This is a genomic window from Pseudomonas glycinae, assembly GCF_001594225.2.
GTDB lineage: Bacteria > Pseudomonadota > Gammaproteobacteria > Pseudomonadales > Pseudomonadaceae > Aquipseudomonas > Aquipseudomonas glycinae.
Genome location: NZ_CP014205.2, coordinates 2,657,678 through 2,677,316, shown reverse-complemented (window position 1 = coordinate 2,677,316; position 19,639 = coordinate 2,657,678). Strand labels below are relative to the sequence as shown.

The window sequence follows — 19,639 nt, the reverse complement described above, 5'->3', positions numbered from 1 at the left end:
ACGGACCGCACCGAATGCCGCGCATTGTAGCCGCATGATTCAGGACTGACGACTAAGTGTTTCTGTGCGCCGAGCGTCGGATCAAACCGATGACCGGCAACAGACCGACCAGCACTAACGTCAGCGCCGGCAACGACGCCCTCGCCCATTCGCCTTCGCTGGTCATTTCGAAGATCCGCACCGCCAGCGTGTCCCAGCCAAACGGGCGCATCAGCAGGGTGGCGGGCATTTCCTTGAGCACGTCGACGAACACCAGCAGCGCGGCGCTGAGCGTGCCGGGCAGCAGCAACGGCAGATACACTTTGAAAAACAGTCGCGGCCCACTGACACCCAGGCTACGTGCCGCTTCAGGCAAAGAAGGCCGTATACGCGCCAGACTGCTTTCCAGCGGCCCATAGGCCACGGCCACGAACCGCACCAGATACGCCAGCAGCAACGCCGCCAGACTGCCCAGCAGCAACGGCTTGCCCGCCCCGCCAAGCCAGCCGGACAGCGGAATCACCAGCTCCCGGTCCAGATAACTGAACGCGAGCATGATCGACACCGCCAGCACCGAGCCCGGCAAGGCATAACCGAGATTGGCCAGACCGACTGAGGAGTTGATCGTCCGGGTCGGCGCCAGACGCCGGGCGAAGGCCAGCAACATCGCCACGCTGACTGTGATCAACGCGGCCATGCCGCCCAGATACAGCGTATGGAGAATCAGCCCGGCGTAGCGCTCATCCAGATCGAAGCGCCCGCGCTGCCAGAACCACACCACCAGTTGCAGCACCGGAATGACAAACGCGCAGGCGAACACCAGACCGCACCAGCCGGTCGCCGCCCAGGCCTTGGGCCCGCGCAGGTGATACAGCGCCTTGACCCGTGGCCGCTCATTGCTTGCCCGATTGGCGCCACGCGCGCGACGTTCGCCGTACAACACCAGCATCACCACCAGCAGCAACAGGCTGGCCAGTTGCGCAGCGCTGGGCAGGCTGAAGAAGCCGTACCAGGTCTTGTAGATCGCAGTGGTGAAGGTGTCGAAGTTGAACACCGACACCGCGCCGAAATCCGCCAGGGTTTCCATCAGTGCGAGTGCCACGCCGGCACCGATGGCCGGCCGCGCCATCGGCAATGCCACACGCCAGAACGCTTGCCACGGTGACTGGCCGAGGACTCGTGCAGCTTCCATCAATCCCTTGCCCTGCGCGAGAAATGCGGTGCGCGCCAGCAGGTAGACATAGGGATAAAACACCAGCACCAACACCAGAATCACCCCGCCGGTGGAGCGCACTCGCGGCAGGCGCAGGCCAGTGCCGAACCATTCTCGCAGCAGGGTTTGTACCGGGCCTGCGAAGTCCAGCAGGCCGACGAACACGAACGCCAGCACGTAGGCCGGGATGGCGAACGGCAGCATCAGTGCCCAGTCGAGCCAGCGGCGGCCGGGGAATTCGCAGAGGCTGGTGAGCCAGGCGAGGCTTACGCCGATCAGTGTCACACCGAGACCGACGCCGAATACCAGCGTCAGGGTGTTGCCCAGCAGGCGTGGCATCTGGGTTTCCCACAGGTGCGACCAGATCTGGTGGTCGATGGTTTGCCATGAGAGCAGGAGCACGCTGAGGGGGAGCAGCACCAACGCGGCGATGGCGAAGACGATGGGGTACCAGCGGCGTTGGGCGGGGTGGGCCAAGGAAACAGTCTCGTTCAAATGATTGTGCCCACGTTTTGCGTGGGCACACATTCTGTGACGCTCCGCGTCACGCTGTCGATGATGCGACGCAGAGCGTCGGGGACTGCATTCCCACGCAGAGCGTGGGAACGATCAATGTTGTTGTATGTAAAAACTCAGTTCCAACCCGCCCGATCCATCATCCGGATCGCTTCAGCCTGACGCTTGCCCGCCACTTCAACCGGCAGCGTATCAGCCACGAACTGCCCCCACGCCGCCACTTCTTCCGAAGGCTTCACCCCCGGATTCGCCGGGAATTCCTGGTTCACATCGGCAAAGATCTTCTGCGCCTCAGGCGTGGTCATCCACTCGACCAGCGCCTTGGCGGCTTCCGGGTGCGGCGCATGTTTGGTCAGGCCGATGCCCGACAGGTTGACGTGTACACCACGATCCGCCTGATTCGGCCAGAACAGCTTCACCGGCAGTTCCGGCTTCTGCTTGTGCAGGCGGCCGTAGTAGTAAGTGTTGACGATGCCGACGTCGCACTGGCCAGCGTTGATCGCTTCCAGCACCGCGACGTCGTCGGAGAACACGTCGGTGGACAGGTTGTTGACCCAGCCCTTGAGGATCTTCTCGGTTTTTTCGGCACCGTGGACTTCGATCATGGTGGCGGTCAGCGACTGGTTGTAGACCTTCTTCGCCGTGCGCAGGCACAGGCGGCCTTCCCAGTTCTTGTCGGCCAATGCTTCGTAGGTGGTCAGTTCGCCCGGTTTCACCCGTTCGGTGGAATAGGCGATGGTCCGCGCGCGCAGGCTCAGGCCGGTCCAGGCGTGGCTGGAGGAGCGATATTGCAGGGGAATGTTGGCGTCGATGGTTTTCGAGGTAAACGGCTGGAGAATGCCCATCTGCTCGGCCTGCCAGAGGTTGCCGGCATCGACGGTCAAAAGCAGGTCGGCGGTGGCGTTCTCGCCTTCGGCCTTGATCCGCTGCATCAGCGGCGCTTCCTTGTCGGTGATGAACTTGATCTTCACCCCGGTCTTGGCGGTGTAGGCATCGAACACCGGCTTGATCAGCTCATCGATACGCGAGGAGTAGACCACCACCTCGTCGGCGGCCTGGGCGGCAGTGCTGCCGATCAGGGTCAGGGCCAGTGCGGTCAGAACACGCTTGGATGCCAACATGGGAGCGGTCTCTCGGTCGGGAAAAGTGGCCCAAATGATAAGGACTCACATTTACGAGCTCAATCGATCACTTTCCCAAGGAGTTACCAGATGTTGCACGACCGTCGTCAGGCCTTGGCCAGGGCCGGCAAGTCCCCGGTCAGCCCCAATGCTTCACGCACAAACAACGCCTTGGCCTCGGGCATCTGCTCGACGATTTTCAGTCCGGTATTACGCAACCAACGCAGCGGCAGCGGGTCAGCCTGGAACAACCGCTCGAAGCCTTCCATCGCCGCCATCAGCGCCAGATTGTGCGGCATGCGCCGACGCTCGTAGCGGCTCAGGACTTTTACGTCCGCCAGGCGTTCGCCACGTTCGTTGGCTTGCAACAGCACCTCAGCCAGCACCGCGGCGTCGAGGAAACCCAGGTTCACACCCTGCCCCGCCAACGGGTGAATGGTGTGTGCGGCATCACCGATCAGCGCCAGGCCTTCGGCCACGTAGCGCTTGGCGTGACGCTGACGCAGCGGCACACACAGGCGCGGGTCGGCGCTGATGACCTCGCCGAGGCAACCTTCGAACGCGCGCTCCAGCTCACGGCAGAAGTCCGCTTCCTCCAGCGCCATCAGCCGTTCGGCTTCGCTCGGCGTGGTCGACCAGACGATCGAGCACCAATCCTGCTGACCGTCACGCTCCAGCGGCAAAAACGCCAGCGGCCCGTGATCGGTGAATCGCTGCCACGCGGTCATGCGGTGCGGCTTGCTGCTGCGCACGCTGGTGACGATGGCGTGATGCAGGTAATCCCACTCGCGGGTGGCGACGCCGGTCAGACGGCGCACCGCGGAATTGGCGCCATCCGCCGCAATCACCAGCGGCGCGCGCAAGGTGCGACCATCGGCCAGGGTCAGCAGCCAGTCGTCACCGGAACGACGCATCTGCTCCAGCCGCGCGTTGGCCAGCAGGCCCAGGTCGCAATCGTGCAGACGGTCGAGCAAGGCATCCTGGACCACGCGGTTTTCGACAATGTGGCCGAGCACATCGGCGTGCACGCTGCTGGCCGAGAAATGAATCTGGCCGGTGCCGCTGCCGTCCCAGACGTGCATGTCGGTGTAAGGGCTGCTGCGTCGATTGACGATGCCGTCCCATACGCCGAGGCGATCGAGGATCCGCTGGCTGGCCGCCGACAGTGCGCTCACCCGTGGCTCGAACGGTGCGTCGCCATTGAAGGGTTTGACGCTCAACGGGCTGCCGTCGAGCAGCAGGACTTCCAGCCCGCTGCCCTGCAACGCCAGCGCCAGGGCGCTGCCGACCATTCCGGCTCCGACAATCAGCACATCCGCGCGCATTTCCATGCTTTAAGCCTGTCTCGCTGGCGGCTTGAGCCGCACGTAAAGGGTTTTACCGACCCGCGCCACCAGGTTGCCGGCGCCGTCATGAATGTCGACCTGCAACTGCGGCAGGTATTTCTCGCCACTGGCGGTCTGCCGACGGATCTCGTCGAGCAGGGTGTCGTCGATGTTGAACCGGGCGAACACCGGGCCTTTGCCCGGCGATATGAAATCAATGTCGGCGGCCTTGTCCCAGACGATGTAGCGCGAGCCGAGGTTCTCCATGAGCATCAACATGAAGAACGGATCGACCATCGAATACAGACTGCCGCCGAACTGGGTGCCGACGTAATTGCGGTTGTACCAGCCCAGGCCCATCGAGACCCGGATGTCACGAAAGTCATCGCTGATGTGCTGCACCCGGACACCGGCGCCGAAGTACGGCGGGTAGAGCGTCATGATCCAGCGCATCAGCCGCGCCTTGCCAAACCGTCTGATCAGCCACTCACGCATCCGGCCGCGTCCCCAGCCCCATGGCCTGACGGGCGAACCAGCGTTTGGCCGGTGGCAGCAGATCGAGGCCGAGCAGGCCGATGTTGCGCCCCAGCGACACCAGCGGCTGAGTGCTGCCGAACAGGCGCGTAACCTGATCGGAGAAACCGACGGTGAGGTCCTGATCGAGACGCTGACGCTCGCGATAGGCCTGCAGCGTGGCGAAATCTCCCAGCGGTTTGTCGCTGGCCAGCAGCGCGGCGGCCAACGCATCGGCATCGCGCAGGGACAGGTTGAAACCCTGCCCGGCAATCGGGTGCAGGCTGTGGGCGGCGTTGCCGAGCACGGCCAGATGCGAGCGCACCTGCTCTTCGGCTTCCACCAGCGACAGCGGATACAGATGTCGCGCGCCGACCTGCTTCAGGGTGCCGAGGCGGTAACCGAACACGCCTTGCAGCTCGCTGAGGAAATCACGTTCGCTCAGGTCGGCCAGCCGTTGCGCGTCCATGCCCAGACGGGTCCAGACCAGCGCGCAGCGGTTTTCCGGCAGCGGCAGCAGCGCCATCGGACCTTCGTCGGTGAAGCGCTCGAAGGCCATGCCGTTGTGCGCTTCGCTCGGCGTGATGTTGGCGATCAGCGCGCTCTGGTTATACGGACGCTTGCGTACGTTGATGCCCAGTTGCTCGCGCAGACCGGAACGGCCGCCATCGGCGAGCACCGCCAGATCGCACTCGACCGTGGTTTCATCGTTGAGGGTCAGGCGATAGCCGTCGGGCAGCGGCTCCATGCGGGAAACCTCCGCCGGGCAGCGCCAACTGATCACCTCTTTGTCGAGGTGCTGCCACAGGCACTGGCCGAGCCAGGCGTTTTCAACGACATAGCCGAGCGCCGGAACGCCCTCTTCCATCGCCGACAGGCGAGCGGTGGAAAAACGACCACGGTCGGACACGTGAATCTGCTTGATCGGCTCGGCGCGGCGGGAGATTTCCTGCCAAACGCCCAGCCGTTGATAGATCTGTCGGGAGCCGAAGGACAGCGCCGACGAACGTGCGTCATAGCTTGGCTGCCACGTATCACCGGGGGCGAACGGTTCGATCAGCACGATCTTCCAGCCACGGGCCTTGGCCCCGGCCTGCAAGGCCAACGCCAGACTGGCACCGACCAGACCGCCACCGATGATTGCCAGATTGACCCGACTCATGCCGCGCAGGTCCGTGCTTGCGCCATCAGGGCTTCGATCTCGGCGACGGTTTTCGGCACGCCGCCGGTCAGGATTTCACAACCGCTCTTGGTCACTACCACGTCATCCTCGATGCGCACGCCAATGCCGCGCCATTTCTTCGCTACGTTCTGATTGTCCGGGGCGATGTAGATGCCCGGCTCCACGGTCAGCGCCATGCCGACTTCCAGCACCCGCCATTCGCCGCCGACCTTGTATTCGCCGACGTCATGCACATCCATCCCGAGCCAGTGGCCGGCGCGGTGCATGTAAAACGCTTTGTAGGCCTCGGTAGAGATCAATTCGTCGACTTCGCCCTGCAACAACCCCAGCTTCACCAGCCCGGCGGTGATGACCCGAACCGTGGCTTCGTGCGCCTGGTTCCAGTGTTTGTTCGGAGCGATTTCGGCGAACGCGGCTTCCTGCGAAGCCAATACCAATTCGTAGATCGCTTTCTGCTCGGCCGAGAACTTGCCGTTGACCGGCCAGGTGCGGGTGATGTCGCTGGCGTAGCAGTCGATCTCGCAACCGGCGTCGATCAGCACCAGATCGCCGTCCTTGAGCAGCGCGTCATTTTGCTGGTAATGCAGGATGCAGCTGTTGCGCCCAGCGGCGACGATCGAACCGTAGGCGGGCATTTTCGCTCCGCCCTTGCGGAACTCGTAATCCAGTTCGGCTTCGAGGCTGTACTCGTACAGCCCGGCACGGCTGGCCTGCATCGCCCGGATGTGGGCCTGGGCGGAGATCCGCGCTGCTTCGCGCATCACCTTCACTTCTGCCGCCGATTTATACAGGCGCATGTCGTGCAGCAGGTGATCCAGGGCAACGAATTCGTTCGGCGGCTGGGCGCCGAGGTGCGCCTTGGAGCGGATCACGTTGATCCAGTCCATCAGGTGGCGGTCGAATTCCGGGTTGCTGCCCATGGCCGAATACACCCGGTCGCGGCCTTCGATCAGGCCCGGCAGAATGTCGTCGATGTCGGTGATGGGGAAAGCGTCATCGGCGCCGAAATCGCGGATCGCACCTTCCTGGCCGGCGCGCAGGCCGTCCCAGAGTTCGCGTTCGGCGTTGCGTTCACGGCAGAACAGCACGTACTCGCCATGCTCGCGACCGGGCATCAGGACGATGACCGCCTGTGGCTCTGGGAAACCGCTGAGGTATTGGAAGTCGCTGTCCTGGCGATAGACGTGCTCGACATCGCGGTTGCGGATGGCGACCGCGGCGGCCGGCAGGATCGCGATGCTGTTGGGTTCCATCTGCGCCATCAGCGCCTTGCGGCGTCGGGCGTATTCCGCTTTTGGGATATGGATCATGGGCAGATGGCTTTCCCTGGCACGCGATCAGTGCAGCGACGGCTTGGCCGCTGGCGGCACGTCGGCCTTTTTGGTTTCGGAGAACAGCAGCAGCGGCGCTACTCGCAGGTACTCCATGACTTCCATATAGTCGCTTTCGCCGTCTTCGGACTCTTCCAGTGCGTCTTGCACCTGGGAGATCGCTGCCAAATCCTGCAACACTTCGGTAGCTTCGGTGCTCAGCATGCTGCTGTCGCGGCAGTTCAGGCCGAAACCGGTGAGGAAGCCCTGGCACCATTCGCCCAGCGCGGCGGCGCGCTCGGCCAGAGGTGCGTCATCGTTCGGCAGCAGCAGAACCACGGTGACGTCGTCGCCGGTGAGTTCGCTCTTGACCATTTCCTGCAGGCCGATCAGCGCGTTGCGAACGTTGTCCTGCGGCTCGCTTTCAAGCAGCTCGGCGGCGTCGATCAGCCACTCTTCGGCATTGAAGCCGGCGCCGGCACAACTGCGGCCGAGCAACAGGCCGTGCAGTTCGGCAGGCGAAACGGAGTGACCGCTGGAGTTCAGCAGGGTGGCGAAGCCTTGGTACGGGGAATTCTGAATGGGCATGGGCAGCTAGGCGCCAGACGGCGCTATGTCTAGAATGAAGGCCTTGTATCCTACATCGACAGACTCGCCAAGACCATTAAAGGCTGTCCGCCAGCCAAACCCATCAGACCGAATCAGTGGACACAATGGAAGACACCGACCTGCAAGCGCTGATGGCCAGACTCGAACTGCTGATTACCCGAGTCGAGCAACTAAAGAGTCAAAATGCACTCTTACATGCTCAGGAAAAGACCTGGCGCGAGGAACGCGCGCACCTCATTGAAAAAAACGAAATCGCCCGGCGTAAGGTCGAATCGATGATTTCGCGCCTCAAGGCCCTGGAGCAAGACTCATGAGTTCAAGCAATAGCGTTACCGTGCAGATCCTCGACAAAGAGTATTCGATCATCTGTCCCCAGGAAGAGCGCAGCAATCTGATCAGCGCCGCCCGCTACCTGGACGGCAAGATGCGCGAAATCCGCAGCAGCGGCAAAGTCATCGGCGCCGACCGCATCGCCGTGATGGCCGCGCTGAACATCACCCACGATCTCTTGCACAAAGAAGAGCGTCCGGACATCCAGGCCAGCGGTTCGACCCGTGAACAGGTGCGTGACTTGCTCGATCGTGTCGATCTGGTGCTGGCCGACGATCCGGACATCAGCAAGGGCTGATTCGCCAGGCCGCTTGAGTTATACTCGCCGCACTCCCTGGGGTGCTTGCCAGTTGACGATGTCCCTGAGCCGATTTGCACTACCCTGGGGGTTGCACGTTGGGCTGGTGTGCATGTCCGCCAGACGGAAAGCCTTAAAGCCTACTGCATCCTCCACCTTGAACTCTCGGGTTCAAGGGCTAAGTCGACAGCGGCTCATCCGGGGAGCCTGATTCGAATCCGATGCCGGTGCATGCCGGCATCGGATTTTTTATGCGTACGTTTTCGTCCCACCCTGCCGAAGCCGAACCATGACCGAACCCGCGTTGCTGCCCCGCCCCCAACTGCGCCGCCTGTTGCGCAAGGCCCGCCGCTCGCTGACGCGAAGCGAACAACGCCAGGCCGCCGAAGGCCTGTATAAACAACTGGCACAAGACCCGCACTTTCGCCGGGCAAAACACATTTCCCTGTACCTGCCCACCGACGGTGAAATCGACCCGCGCCTGTTGCTGCGCGCCGCCCAGCGTCGGGGCAAGAAAACCTACCTGCCAGTGCTCAGTGCCTGGCCACGGACCAAAATGGTCTTTCAGCAAATCCGCCCCGGCGAAAAACTCAAACCCAACCGTTACCGCATTCTTGAACCGCGCGCCAATCTGGCGCGTCAGCGCAAGGTCTGGGCGCTGGATCTGGTGTTGTTGCCACTGGTGGGGTTTGACGATGTCGGCGGACGCCTGGGTATGGGCGGCGGATTCTACGACCGCAGCCTGGCGTATCTGGCCCGACGACAGAACTGGCGCAAGCCGACGCTGCTGGGCCTGGCCCATGAATGTCAGAAAGTCGAACGTCTCGCGCAAGCGAGCTGGGATGTACCGTTGCAGGGAACGGTGACAGACAAGGCGTGGTATTTCGCGAGATAGACGCCGCGCGGATCAGCGGCGTCGAAAAGGCAGTGTCAGCGCTTGAAGGCTGTCGACTGTTGTACTTGTTGCGCCACTTCAATCGGTGCATCGGCCTTGTTGGCCCACAGACTTTGCGCATAACCGGTGGTCACGACGCCCAGACCGAACAAAATTACCAAAGTCCACAGCAAATCCGGTTTGCGTTTCATCGATTGCCCCCCTCAAGGCACATCATCACGATGACAGCAGCGGTTTCCATTCGTAGGCCGTGCAGCAGCGTCAAGCTTTAAAGGCCGGCATTTTGCGACAACGTGAACCTCTGCGCAAATGCTGACGTCAACCGACCGTCGGTTTGTCATAAAATTGCCGGACAACCTGCCCAATGACCGCTTGAGGAGCACACACCATGGCCTACTGGCTGATGAAATCCGAGCCCGACGAGCTCTCGATCAAGGGCCTGGAAAAGCTCGGCAAAGCGCGCTGGGACGGGGTTCGCAACTATCAGGCACGCAATTTCCTGCGGGCCATGGCGGTGGGAGACGAATTCTTTTTCTACCACTCCAGCTGCCCGGAGCCGGGAATTGCCGGAATCGGCAAAATAATCGAAGCCGCGTACCCGGATCCCACCGCACTGGAACCGCAAAGCCATTACTACGACCCGAAAGCCACCCCGGATAAAAACGCCTGGAGCGCAATTGATGTCGCCCACGTCGAAACTTTCAGCCGGGTCTTGAAGCTGGATTATCTGAAACAGCAGACCGCGTTGGCCGAGATGCCACTGGTGCAGAAGGGCTCGCGACTGTCGGTGATGCCGGTGACGGCCGAGCAGTGGGCGGCAGTACTCGGTTTGCGCTGAGAGGCGTTGCCCCTTGCGACTGACATGACTCAGCGCTGCCTGCGTCGCCGATCATTTGACAGACATCAAGCGATGCCATCGCTTTACCCGTCAGACTGAACGCCCAAGCCGCAGGATGCCCTCATGTCAACGTACCGACGCTCCTCTCTGTTATACGCCGGCGCCCTCATCCTGTTGTTGATGGCGGCCGGAGGCTTCGGCTACTGGAAATCCATGAGCAACCGCCTTCCCGAGGGGCTTCACAGCGCAAACGGGCGACTCGAGGCCACGCAAGTGCAGATCGCCAGCAAGACTCCGGGACGTCTCGCCGAGGTCTTGGTCGATGAAGGCGACAAGGTCAGCAAAGGGCAACTGCTTGCTCGAATGGACACCCGAACCCTCGAGGCCCAGCGCAATCAGGCCGAAGCCGAGGTTATCCGCGCCCGCGAGAACCTCGCCACCGCCCAGGCCAACGTACAGTTGCGCCTGAGCGAGCAACTGCTGGCCCAGCAGGAACTTGGCCGCTCACAGTCGTTGTTCAAGCATGGTTTTGTCAGCGCGCAGGTCATCGATCAACTGCAATCACGGATCGGCACCGCTAGCGCTGCTGTGACTGCTGCCCGGGCACAGGTCGCTGCAGTCAGCGCGGCCATCGGTGCAGCCCAGGCCCAGGTTGCGCAACTGGCCAGCGAGATCGATGACAGCCGTCTGCGCGCGCCGATCGACGGGCTGATCCAGCTGCGCATGGCCGAACCCGGCGAAGTGCTGGGTGCCGGCGGCCGAGTCCTGCTGCTGATCGATCCCGGCGACCAATACATGAATCTTTACTTGCCGGCCTCCGTCGCCGGGCGTCTGGCGGTCGGCGATGAAGCGCGGATCCTGCTCGACGCCCTGCCCGACCAGGCATTGCCGGCGAAAGTCAGTTTCGTGGCGGCCAAATCGCAATTCACACCCAAAGAGGTCGAAACCCGCGACGAGCGGCAAAAACTGGTCTTTCGCGTCAAGCTGCGCCTGACCCGACCTGGCGACGTCCCCCAGGCCAAGCCCGGCATGCCCGGCACGGGCTATGTGCGCACCGCGCCGATCGACTGGCCGGCCCATCTGCAATGAACAGCGTCGCGGTTCACGCGAACGCCATCACTCACCGCTATGGCGAGCGGCAAGCCCTGGATGGCATCGCGTTCAGCCTGCCGGCCGGTACCCGCTGCGGCTTGATTGGCCCTGACGGAGCGGGCAAATCCAGTCTGTTGGGGCTGATTGCGGGCGTGAAAGCCCTCCAGCAAGGGCAACTGGAAGTGCTTGGCGGTCCGATCCAGGATCGCAGCCACCGCAACACGCTGTACGCGCGTATCGCTTTCATGCCGCAGGGATTGGGCGGCAACCTGTACCCGGAACTGTCGATCCGCGAGAACGTGCAATTTTTCGCCACCTTGTTCGGCCTCTCCGCCGACGAAAGCGCGCAGCGCCTGCACAACCTGTTGCTCGCCACTGATCTGCTGAGGTTCGCCGATCGACCGGCCGGCAAACTCTCCGGTGGCATGAAACAGAAACTCGGACTGTGTTGTGCACTGATTCACGAACCGGATCTGTTGATCCTCGACGAGCCGACCACCGGCGTCGATCCGCTCTCGCGCCGCAAGTTCTGGGAGTTGATCGACGATGTTCGGCGCCAACGACCGCAGCTGACCCTGCTGGTCGCCACGGCCTACATGGAGGAAGCTGAACAATTCGAGCATTGCCTGATGCTCGACGGCGGCCGGATGATCGCCACCGGTCTGAGCCGCGAACTGGCTGCTGTCACGCCCAGCGGCAAGCTTGATGACGCCTTCACTCATTTTCAGGGTGAAAGCCGTCACGCCACTCAACCGCTGCACATCCCGCCTTATACCGGCAACACCGACATTGCCATCGAAGCTCACGACCTGACGTTGCGTTTCGGCAACTTTACGGCTGTGGACCACGTCAGCTTCGCGATCGGGCGAGGCGAGATTTTCGGTTTCCTTGGCTCCAATGGCTGCGGCAAGACCACCACAATGAAAGTCCTGACCGGACTGATGCCCGCCAGCGAAGGTAGCGCAACGCTGCTGGGCAATCCGGTGGATGCGAAGGATCTGGCCACGCGCAAACGGGTCGGATTCATGTCTCAGAGCTTTTCGCTGTATGGCGAACTCAGCGTGCGGCAGAACCTTGAACTGCACGCACGCCTGTTCGATTTGCCGAAAACCGAGAGCGCCCGGCGCATCGACGCGCTGATTCAACGCTTCGATCTGCACGGTGTCGCCAATCAATCGTCCGGGGCCTTGCCTCTGGGAATACGCCAGCGCCTGTCACTGGCGGTCGCGGTCTTGCACAGCCCGGAAGTGCTGATTCTGGATGAGCCGACCTCTGGAGTTGATCCCGCGGCGCGAGACGATTTCTGGCGTCTGTTGATCGAACTGTCCCGTGATCAAGGCGTGACCATTTTCCTTTCCACCCATTTCATGAACGAAGCTCAGCGTTGCGACCGCATCTCCCTGATGCACGCGGGCAAAGTGCTGGCCTGTGACACGCCGACGGCACTGCAACAACAGTTTGGCGGCGAGTACCTGGAGGCGGCGTTCGTGACCTGCCTTGAACAGGCTCAGGGTAGTGCCGAAACCGCTCCGCCTCCCGCGCCGTCACCGGCCCCGAAGGCGCCGGCCAGCTCCGTCAGGGAGCAGGTTTTCAGTTTCGGTCGTCTGACGGCAGTGGCTCGCCGCGAAGGCAAAGAACTGATCCGCGACAAAGTGCGCATGGCGTTTGCACTGCTGGGTGCCATTTTCATGATGGTGATTTTTGGCTTCGGGATTTCCCTGGATGTAGAGAACCTGGCCTTCGCCGTGTATGACCAGGATCAAACGCCACAAAGCCGCGCCTATCTGGAGGCCTTCCGCGGCTCCCGCTATTTCGCCGAACAGCCGCCCATCGAAGATGCACAGGCTCTGCATCGCCGGCTGCAACGTTCGGAAATCAAGCTGGCGCTGGAGATCCCGCCCGGATTCGGCCGCGACCTGTACGCCGGACATCGACCGGAAGTCGCGGCGTGGCTGGATGGCGGCATGCCCTTTCGCGCCGAGACCAGTCGCAACTACGTCGAGGCCGTCCATCTGGCCAATCTTGAGCAACTTGCCGAACAAAGCAGCCCGGCATTGACCCTGCCAGCCCCGGCCACGCTGCAGACCCGCTTTCGCTATAACCAGGATGTGGTCAGCGTCAATGCCATCGGCCCCGGCGTGATGGCGCTGATTCTGGCTTTCATTCCGGCGATGCTGACTGCGCTCGGCATCGTGCGCGAGAAAGAGCTGGGCTCGATCACCAATTTCTACGCCACGCCCCTGACCCGCCTCGAATTTCTGCTGGGCAAACAACTACCCTATCTGCTGGTCAGCCTGGTCAACCTCGCCGTGCTCGTGGCGATGAATCGCTGGCTGTTCGGCGTGCCCTTCAAGGGCAGCCTGCCGACCCTTGCGTTCGGCGGGCTGCTGTATGTACTGGCCACTACCAGCATGGGCCTGCTGATTTCAGCGTTCACCCGAACGCAGATCGCGGCGATCCTCGGCACCATGATCATCACCAGCCTGCCGACCATCCAGTTCTCCGGTCTGATCGTGCCGCGTTCTTCGCTGGAAGGAGCCGCCGCCGTGATGGGCTTGCTGTTTCCGGCCGGTCACTTCCTCGACATCGCCGTAGGAACGTTCACCAAAGCTCTGGACCTGCGTCAACTCTGGCCACAATGTCTGGCGCTGGGCGGCTTTTTTATCGGGTTCACCGGCTTGAGCCTGATCATGCTGAAGAAGCAGGAGGCCTGATGCACAAACTCGTACACATCCTGCGATTGGGTCTCAAGGAACTGACGAGCCTGCGCCATGACAGCGTGTTACTGCTGTTCCTGTTCTACGCCTTCACCGTGGCCATCTATATGCCAGCCGCCGGTTCAGTGATCGGCGTGCATAACGCCAGCGTGGCGATTGTCGACGAGGATCACAGCGCCCTTTCGCGCCAATTGGCTGAGGCGCTGCAGCCTCCGGAATTCCAGACGCCGGTAACGCTGCCCTACGAGCAACTGGATGAAGTCATGGACAGTGGCCGATACACGTTCGTCATCAATATCCCCGCCGGTTTTCAGACCGACCTGCTCGCGGGTCGCCAGCCAGCCCTGCAAGTCAACGTCGACGCCACCGCCATGAGCCAGGCGTTCATGGGCGCCGGCTACATCAGCCGAATATTTCAGCGTGAATTATTGGCATATTCAGGCCAGGGTGATGTGCAGACCGGGTCTGCGGTACAACTGACGACTCGAGCCCTGTTCAATACCAATCTTGAGGGCGGCTGGTTTCTGGCCGTGATTCAGATCGTCAACAACATCACCATTCTGGCGATCATTCTGACCGGCACCGCGCTCCTGCGCGAGCGCGAACACGGCACCCTGGATCATTTGCTGGTGCTGCCACTGACCGCACTGGAAATCATGCTGGCGAAAGTCTGGAGCAATCTGCTGGTGGTGGTGCTATGCACCTGGCTGTCACTGGAAGTGATTGTCAAAGGTGCGTTGGGCGTACCTTTATCCGGCTCATTGAGCCTGTTTTTGCTGGTCACGGCCGTTTATCTGTTCGCCAGCACCGCGCTGGGTATCTTCCTGGCAACGCTGGCGCGTTCGACACCGCAGTTCGGCCTGCTGGCCATCCCGGTAATTATCCCGATGCTGCTGTTGTCGGGCGGCAGCACACCGCTGGACAGCATGCCGCAGTGGTTGCAATGGGTCATGCAAGGGTCACCGTCCACCCACTTCGTCAGCCTCGGCACCGCGATCCTGTTTCGCGACGCCGGGCTGAGCGTAGTGTGGCCTGATTTGCTGGCGCTGGTCGTGATCGGTTTACTGTTCTTTTTCATCGCCCTGGCACGGTTTCGCAAGAGCCTGGCGTCGTGAACAACCGCGACGATGTTTACTGAATGATCAGGTTGTTGAACAACAGATCCTCGACCACCGGCTTGCCGGTCTCGTCATTCATCACCTGCTGGGTCTGCTTCAAGGCTTCCTGACGCAGTTTTTCCTTGCCCTCGATGCTGCCCATCGCATCGGTGGTCTGCTGAGTGAACAGCGCCACCAGTTGATTACGGATCAACGGCTCGTTGGCCTTGACCAGTTTGGTCGCCTCTTCGCCGGTCACCCGCAGTGCCACGTCGGCCTTGTAGACCTTGAGCTTCGGGGTGCCATCGAGCCCGTAGTTGCCCACGAACGGCGGGCTCAGGGTGATGTAGTTGACCTTCGGCGCCTCGCCCTCTTTGGCTTCTTCGGCCAGCGCTGCCACAGGCAGAGACAGGGCCAGCAACAACATGATCCACGCTTTCACAATTCGCTCCTTATCCGGTTTGCGGCCTAGCATAACGACCCGCCGCGCAAGCACAAGCTTATGGCGGACTATCAGGGCCGGGCATGCTCGTTGACCCGTTGACTGCCACACCTACACTTATCGGCCATCACTCCCAAAGGAATAGCCCTGATGAAAGCCGTGCTGTGCAAAGCCTTCGGCCCTGCCGAATTGCTGGTGCTGGAAGACGTCGCCAGTCCTGTCGCCAAGAAGAACGAAATCCTGCTGGACGTGCACGCCGCCGGGGTCAACTTCCCGGACACGCTGATCATCGAGGGCAAATACCAGTTCAAGCCGCCCTTCCCGTTCTCGCCCGGTGGCGAGGCCGCCGGCGTGGTCAGCGAAGTGGGTGAAAAGGTCAGTCACCTGAAAGTCGGCGACCGGGTCATGGCCCTGACCGGCTGGGGCAGCTTCGCCGAGCAGGTCGCAGTGCCGGGCTATAACGTGCTGCCGATCCCGCCCTCGATGGATTTCAACACCGCCGCCGCGTTCAGCATGACCTACGGCACGTCGATGCACGCCCTCAAGCAGCGCGGCAACCTGCAACCGGGTGAAACCCTGCTGGTACTCGGCGCCTCCGGCGGCGTCGGTCTGGCCGCCGTGGAAATCGGCAAAGCCATGGGCGCCCGGGTGATTGCCGCCGCCAGCAGCGCGGAAAAACTTGCCGTGGCCAAGGCTGCCGGTGCCGACGAACTGATCAACTACAGCGAAACCAGCCTCAAGGACGAGATCAAGCGTCTGACCGACGGCCAGGGCGCCGACGTGATCTACGACCCGGTCGGTGGCGACCTGTTCGACCAGGCCATCCGCGCCATCGCCTGGAACGGCCGCCTGCTGGTAGTCGGTTTCGCCAGCGGACGCATTCCCGAACTGCCGGTCAACCTCGCTTTGCTCAAGGGCGCAGCGGTACTCGGCGTGTTCTGGGGCTCCTTCGCCCAACGCCAGCCGCAGGACAACGCGGCGAACTTCCAGCAATTGTTCGGCTGGTTTGCCGAGGGCAAGCTGAAGCCGCTGGTGTCGCAGGTCTATCCGCTGGGCGAGGCGGCGCAGGCGATCAATGACCTGGGACAGCGCAAGGCAGTGGGTAAGGTTGTGGTGCAGGTGCGCTGAAGGCGCGGCTCGCCTCAACTGCCGGGCGACTGTGCAGTGTCGCCCGGCAACAGATGCTCCTGAACCTTCAGGCTGCGAGACGGAATCAGCCGACCCTCGTCGTCGAAGCGCAGAACGATCAGCCAGTCGAAGACATCATCCGGCCATTTTCCCTGCCCCATCAGCGCTGTTGCGTCGCCGCCGAAGGCTTTCAGCAGTTTGTTGATGTGCCCGTGGTGCCAGGCGATCAGCACCGTCGGCGCCTGATTGCTCTTGCGCAACAGCTTGACCAGTTCATGCACCTCGCCGTTGATATAAGGCTGCTCGATAGACAGATTCAGACGCTCGGCCAGCGGCGTCAGGGTCAAACGTGAGCGCGAGCTCTCGGGACTGTCGCCGGCGGCGATCAGCCGCTCCGGGATCAGCGTCTGGCCATCGAGCTTCAATGGATTGAAGTAGTCGGCATAGGCGCGAGCCCGTTCTTCGCCCCGGGCATTGAGCACCGATCCCTCAGTCGGCTTTTCCGCATGGCGGATGATCAGCACCGTGGCATTGCGCAAACCGGACTGGGCCGGGTGATCGGCGTAAATCAATCCCAGCACCGCAACAGCGATAACCGCCGCCGCCAATAATCGGCGCATGAGCATGCGAACCTTCAAAGCCATCATTCATCTCTGCTGATCAATCGGTCGACGGATCGCGAGTCTAAGCCAGTCCACATTCACAAGTAGTGAAAACGCCCTGTTCTTACAGCAGAGCGACAGGTTCGTAAAAGAACGTGCGACTTCCAACATTTTCCACTGTTTTGCCGATGGGAAGCGGTGCTATTTTCGGTAACGAAACTGTAACATTCGCATCCGCAGTCAAAACAAGAAATCTGGAGCTCTTGAATGTTTGCTTTCTTTCGTCCTGCCGCACATCAGGCTCCATTGCCTGAAGAAAAAATCGACAGCACCTACCGACGCCTGCGTTGGCAGATCTTCGCCGGCATCTTCTTTGGCTACGCGGGTTACTACCTGCTGCGCAAGAACTTCTCGCTGGCCATGCCGTACCTGATCGACGAAGGCTACAGCCGTGGCGATCTGGGCCTGGCAATGTCGGCCATCGCCATCGCGTACGGCCTTTCCAAGTTCCTCATGGGCCTGGTGTCCGACCGCTCCAACCCGCGTTACTTCCTGCCGTTCGGCCTGCTGGTATCGGCCGGGGTGATGTTCATTTTCGGTTTTGCGCCTTGGGCAACCTCCAGCGTGACCATGATGTTCATCCTGCTGTTCATCAACGGTTGGGCCCAGGGCATGGGCTGGCCGCCGAGCGGACGCACGATGGTGCACTGGTGGTCGCAGAAGGAACGTGGCGGCGTGGTGTCGGTGTGGAACGTGGCGCATAACGTCGGTGGCGGTCTGATCGGCCCGCTGTTCCTGATCGGCATGGGCCTGTTCAACGACTGGCACGCAGCGTTCTACGTCCCGGCTGCCGTCGCCCTGGCAGTAGCGGTATTCGCTTTCGTCACCATGCGCGACACCCCGCAATCGGTCGGCCTGCCGCCGATCGAGAAGTACAAGAACGACTACCCGGAAGGCTACGACGCCAGCCACGAAGACGAATTCAGCGCCAAGGAAATCTTCGTCAAATACGTGCTGCGCAACAAAATGCTCTGGTACATCGCCATGGCCAACGTCTTCGTCTACCTGCTGCGTTACGGCGTGCTGGACTGGGCGCCGACCTACCTGAAAGAAGCCAAGGGTTTCACCGTGGATAAAACCTCGTGGGCCTATTTCTTCTACGAATGGGCGGGGATTCCGGGCACGCTGCTGTGCGGCTGGATGTCGGACAAGATCTTCCGTGGCAATCGTGGCCTGACCGGCATGGTGTTCATGGCTCTGGTGACCGTCGCGACGCTGGTGTACTGGCTGAACCCGGCCGGCAACCCGACCATCGACATGATCGCGCTGTTCTCAATCGGCTTCCTGATCTACGGCCCGGTCATGCTGATCGGCCTGCAAGCGCTGGAACTGGCGCCGAAGAAAGCCGCCGGCACTGCCGCAGGCTTCACCGGTCTGTTCGGGTATCTGGGTGGTTCGGTCGCGGCCAGTGCAGCGATGGGCTACACCGTGGACCATTTCGGCTGGGATGGTGGTTTCGTGCTGCTGGTGGGCGCTTGCCTGCTGTCGATGGCCTTCCTGGCCCCGACCCTGTGGCACAAGCAAGTCGCCAGTCAGAGCCGCGAAGCAGTCGCCTGATCGGCCTTTGACTTACAGCGCTTGAGCCGCGCCTCCAGATTCCGGTCTGGCATGGCGTGGCTGCGCAGGGCGTGAGCGGTCTGCTCGACATAATCGCGAGTCGTGCCGTAACGTCCGCAAGCGCTTTCGAACACCTGGCTCAGCACATGATCCGGCAAGTTGCCGGCATAGCTGGGCAGGTGTCGCTCCAACACGAATCCCAAGGCCTGAACCTGGCTGCCATCTTCGAGTCGGCAGTTGAGCCAGTGTGGGCGATAGGACGGGAACGGCATTTCGCGTTTCCACAACGCATACAGCGCGCTGTCCAGGTTCTCTTCCGGCAACCGATAGGCGAAGCCGCTGCACGAACCGCCACGATCCAGACCAAAGACCAGACCCGGCATTTCCGGCGTGCCGCGATGCTCGTGAGACCACAGGTACAAGCCACGATGGTAGCCATGCACGCGCCCGCGCACCCGCTCGACGGCTGTGCATTCCGGCCGCCAGATCAGCGAACCGTAGGCGAACAGCCACACCGGCCCGCCCTTGTGGCGTGCCATGGTCGATTGCATGGAAGCGAGAAGTTGTTCGTGCGTCAGCTGCGGCCCAAGATCGAGCCGCGGAGGGTAAGCCAGGTTCAGAAAAGCGTTTTCAATGGCGCTCATGGCGAATAGCGTTCAGCTCCCCGCGGGTGAAGAATTACTTAATAGAACGCACCGCTGTAACAATAAGGCACATATGTTTTAAGGCAATTTGAGTGCCATGGCACAGTTCTTAATTGATTGCCTGATGGATATATAACCTACCGGTATTTATGTAATTACATAAATACCGA

General features: G+C 61.7%; 20 protein-coding genes and 1 other RNA gene. 10 read left to right on the top strand and 11 right to left on the bottom strand.

Annotation, left to right across the window (positions count from 1 at the left end):
* Positions 1-52: 52 nt before the first annotated feature.
* From AWU82_RS12045 to AWU82_RS12015, 7 genes are all read right to left on the bottom strand, one after another.
* Entirely contained in the window at positions 53-1,669 is a 1,617-nt protein-coding gene (locus tag AWU82_RS12045; protein ID WP_064379968.1) for an ABC transporter permease, read from the bottom strand.
* Between the two features lie 155 nt (positions 1,670-1,824).
* The gene (locus tag AWU82_RS12040; protein ID WP_064379966.1) at positions 1,825-2,829 is read right to left on the bottom strand and encodes an extracellular solute-binding protein; all 1,005 of its coding nucleotides are present in this window, start codon (positions 2,827-2,829) and stop codon (positions 1,825-1,827) included.
* Positions 2,830-2,936: 107 nt separating this feature from the next.
* On the bottom strand, positions 2,937-4,154 hold the full coding sequence (locus tag AWU82_RS12035) for a 2-octaprenyl-3-methyl-6-methoxy-1,4-benzoquinol hydroxylase (protein ID WP_170928911.1): 1,218 nt from the start codon (positions 4,152-4,154) through the stop codon (positions 2,937-2,939).
* Positions 4,155-4,163: 9 nt separating this feature from the next.
* Positions 4,164-4,649: a DUF4442 domain-containing protein gene (locus tag AWU82_RS12030; protein ID WP_064379962.1), complete on the bottom strand. Its 486-nt coding sequence runs from the start codon at positions 4,647-4,649 to the stop codon at positions 4,164-4,166.
* The gene (gene ubiH, locus AWU82_RS12025; RefSeq protein WP_064379959.1) at positions 4,642-5,829 is read right to left on the bottom strand and encodes a 2-octaprenyl-6-methoxyphenyl hydroxylase; all 1,188 of its coding nucleotides are present in this window, start codon (positions 5,827-5,829) and stop codon (positions 4,642-4,644) included. Before ubiH ends, AWU82_RS12030 begins: the two co-directional genes overlap by 8 nt.
* Complete coding sequence (gene pepP, locus AWU82_RS12020) at positions 5,826-7,160, bottom strand: Xaa-Pro aminopeptidase (RefSeq protein ID WP_064379957.1); 1,335 nt, start codon at positions 7,158-7,160, stop codon at positions 5,826-5,828. The genes ubiH and pepP overlap by 4 nt, the downstream gene beginning before the upstream one ends.
* Positions 7,161-7,187: 27 nt before the next feature.
* Complete coding sequence (locus tag AWU82_RS12015; protein WP_007951810.1) at positions 7,188-7,748, bottom strand: YecA/YgfB family protein; 561 nt, start codon at positions 7,746-7,748, stop codon at positions 7,188-7,190.
* Positions 7,749-7,873: 125 nt separating this feature from the next.
* Here AWU82_RS12015 and AWU82_RS12010 point away from each other — a divergent pair, with 125 nt between their 5' ends.
* The 4 genes from AWU82_RS12010 to AWU82_RS11995 all read left to right on the top strand — a co-directional run bounded on the left by AWU82_RS12010 (position 7,874) and on the right by AWU82_RS11995 (position 9,292).
* The gene (locus AWU82_RS12010; RefSeq protein WP_064379955.1) at positions 7,874-8,083 is read left to right on the top strand and encodes a TIGR02449 family protein; all 210 of its coding nucleotides are present in this window, start codon (positions 7,874-7,876) and stop codon (positions 8,081-8,083) included.
* A complete protein-coding gene (locus AWU82_RS12005) occupies positions 8,080-8,397 on the top strand; it encodes a cell division protein ZapA (protein ID WP_007951811.1) in 318 nt (105 codons plus the stop codon). The genes AWU82_RS12010 and AWU82_RS12005 overlap by 4 nt, the downstream gene beginning before the upstream one ends.
* A 30-nt stretch (positions 8,398-8,427) precedes the next feature.
* Positions 8,428-8,606: non-coding RNA, 6S RNA (gene ssrS / locus AWU82_RS12000), on the top strand.
* 80 nt (positions 8,607-8,686) lie between these two features.
* Positions 8,687-9,292 carry a 5-formyltetrahydrofolate cyclo-ligase gene (locus tag AWU82_RS11995; protein ID WP_064379953.1) on the top strand — a complete coding sequence of 202 codons (606 nt, stop codon included), beginning with the start codon at positions 8,687-8,689 and terminating at the stop codon, positions 9,290-9,292.
* A 35-nt stretch (positions 9,293-9,327) separates the two neighbouring features.
* On the opposite strand, the gene AWU82_RS11990 is transcribed toward AWU82_RS11995, so the two are convergent.
* The gene (locus AWU82_RS11990; protein WP_007911192.1) at positions 9,328-9,483 is read right to left on the bottom strand and encodes a hypothetical protein; all 156 of its coding nucleotides are present in this window, start codon (positions 9,481-9,483) and stop codon (positions 9,328-9,330) included.
* 197 nt (positions 9,484-9,680) lie between these two features.
* On the opposite strand from AWU82_RS11990, the gene AWU82_RS11985 reads away from it, so the two are divergent.
* The 4 genes from AWU82_RS11985 (at position 9,681) to AWU82_RS11970 (ending at position 15,054) form a co-directional block, all read left to right on the top strand.
* Positions 9,681-10,130 (top strand): EVE domain-containing protein, encoded by a 450-nt coding sequence (locus AWU82_RS11985; RefSeq protein WP_064379951.1) that lies wholly within the window; start codon positions 9,681-9,683, stop codon positions 10,128-10,130.
* Between the two features lie 123 nt (positions 10,131-10,253).
* Positions 10,254-11,219 carry an HlyD family secretion protein gene (locus tag AWU82_RS11980; RefSeq protein ID WP_064379948.1) on the top strand — a complete coding sequence of 322 codons (966 nt, stop codon included), beginning with the start codon at positions 10,254-10,256 and terminating at the stop codon, positions 11,217-11,219.
* The gene (rbbA, locus tag AWU82_RS11975; RefSeq protein WP_064379945.1) at positions 11,216-13,936 is read left to right on the top strand and encodes a ribosome-associated ATPase/putative transporter RbbA; all 2,721 of its coding nucleotides are present in this window, start codon (positions 11,216-11,218) and stop codon (positions 13,934-13,936) included. The genes AWU82_RS11980 and rbbA overlap by 4 nt, the downstream gene beginning before the upstream one ends.
* Positions 13,936-15,054, top strand: coding sequence for an ABC transporter permease (locus AWU82_RS11970; protein WP_064379942.1), 1,119 nt, complete (start codon positions 13,936-13,938; stop codon positions 15,052-15,054). The genes rbbA and AWU82_RS11970 overlap by 1 nt, the downstream gene beginning before the upstream one ends.
* A 16-nt stretch (positions 15,055-15,070) precedes the next feature.
* Here the strand turns inward: AWU82_RS11970 and AWU82_RS11965 are convergent, their stop codons facing one another.
* Entirely contained in the window at positions 15,071-15,478 is a 408-nt protein-coding gene (locus AWU82_RS11965) for a flagellar basal body-associated protein FliL (protein ID WP_007951814.1), read from the bottom strand.
* A 150-nt stretch (positions 15,479-15,628) separates the two neighbouring features.
* Here AWU82_RS11965 and AWU82_RS11960 point away from each other — a divergent pair, with 150 nt between their 5' ends.
* Entirely contained in the window at positions 15,629-16,606 is a 978-nt protein-coding gene (locus AWU82_RS11960; RefSeq protein ID WP_064379940.1) for an NADPH:quinone oxidoreductase family protein, read from the top strand.
* A gap of 14 nt (positions 16,607-16,620) precedes the next feature.
* Here AWU82_RS11960 and AWU82_RS11955 read toward each other — a convergent pair whose 3' ends face one another.
* Complete coding sequence (locus AWU82_RS11955) at positions 16,621-17,250, bottom strand: hypothetical protein (protein WP_064384055.1); 630 nt, start codon at positions 17,248-17,250, stop codon at positions 16,621-16,623.
* 225 nt (positions 17,251-17,475) lie between these two features.
* On the opposite strand from AWU82_RS11955, the gene glpT reads away from it, so the two are divergent.
* Positions 17,476-18,825 carry a glycerol-3-phosphate transporter gene (glpT, locus tag AWU82_RS11950; RefSeq protein WP_011336481.1) on the top strand — a complete coding sequence of 450 codons (1,350 nt, stop codon included), beginning with the start codon at positions 17,476-17,478 and terminating at the stop codon, positions 18,823-18,825.
* Here the strand turns inward: glpT and AWU82_RS11945 are convergent.
* The gene (locus AWU82_RS11945) at positions 18,801-19,469 is read right to left on the bottom strand and encodes a gamma-glutamylcyclotransferase (protein WP_064379938.1); all 669 of its coding nucleotides are present in this window, start codon (positions 19,467-19,469) and stop codon (positions 18,801-18,803) included. The two genes, glpT and AWU82_RS11945, sit on opposite strands and share 25 nt — an antisense overlap.
* Between the last annotated feature and the right edge of the window lie 170 nt (positions 19,470-19,639).

Coding starts and splice junctions, on each gene's coding strand:
- AWU82_RS12010 (WP_064379955.1), top strand. CDS start 7,874: ATGGAAGACACCGACCTGCAAGCGCTGATGGCCAGACTCGAACTGCTG.
- ubiH (WP_064379959.1), bottom strand. CDS start 5,829: ATGAGTCGGGTCAATCTGGCAATCATCGGTGGCGGTCTGGTCGGTGCC.
- AWU82_RS11980 (WP_064379948.1), top strand. CDS start 10,254: ATGTCAACGTACCGACGCTCCTCTCTGTTATACGCCGGCGCCCTCATC.
- glpT (WP_011336481.1), top strand. CDS start 17,476: ATGTTTGCTTTCTTTCGTCCTGCCGCACATCAGGCTCCATTGCCTGAA.
- pepP (WP_064379957.1), bottom strand. CDS start 7,160: ATGATCCATATCCCAAAAGCGGAATACGCCCGACGCCGCAAGGCGCTG.
- AWU82_RS11960 (WP_064379940.1), top strand. CDS start 15,629: ATGAAAGCCGTGCTGTGCAAAGCCTTCGGCCCTGCCGAATTGCTGGTG.
- AWU82_RS12040 (WP_064379966.1), bottom strand. CDS start 2,829: ATGTTGGCATCCAAGCGTGTTCTGACCGCACTGGCCCTGACCCTGATC.
- AWU82_RS11955 (WP_064384055.1), bottom strand. CDS start 17,250: ATGGCTTTGAAGGTTCGCATGCTCATGCGCCGATTATTGGCGGCGGCG.
- AWU82_RS12015 (WP_007951810.1), bottom strand. CDS start 7,748: ATGCCCATTCAGAATTCCCCGTACCAAGGCTTCGCCACCCTGCTGAAC.
- AWU82_RS12005 (WP_007951811.1), top strand. CDS start 8,080: ATGAGTTCAAGCAATAGCGTTACCGTGCAGATCCTCGACAAAGAGTAT.
- AWU82_RS12035 (WP_170928911.1), bottom strand. CDS start 4,154: ATGCGCGCGGATGTGCTGATTGTCGGAGCCGGAATGGTCGGCAGCGCC.
- AWU82_RS11990 (WP_007911192.1), bottom strand. CDS start 9,483: ATGAAACGCAAACCGGATTTGCTGTGGACTTTGGTAATTTTGTTCGGT.
- AWU82_RS11970 (WP_064379942.1), top strand. CDS start 13,936: ATGCACAAACTCGTACACATCCTGCGATTGGGTCTCAAGGAACTGACG.
- rbbA (WP_064379945.1), top strand. CDS start 11,216: ATGAACAGCGTCGCGGTTCACGCGAACGCCATCACTCACCGCTATGGC.
- AWU82_RS12030 (WP_064379962.1), bottom strand. CDS start 4,649: ATGCGTGAGTGGCTGATCAGACGGTTTGGCAAGGCGCGGCTGATGCGC.
- AWU82_RS11945 (WP_064379938.1), bottom strand. CDS start 19,469: ATGAGCGCCATTGAAAACGCTTTTCTGAACCTGGCTTACCCTCCGCGG.
- AWU82_RS11985 (WP_064379951.1), top strand. CDS start 9,681: ATGGCCTACTGGCTGATGAAATCCGAGCCCGACGAGCTCTCGATCAAG.
- AWU82_RS11995 (WP_064379953.1), top strand. CDS start 8,687: ATGACCGAACCCGCGTTGCTGCCCCGCCCCCAACTGCGCCGCCTGTTG.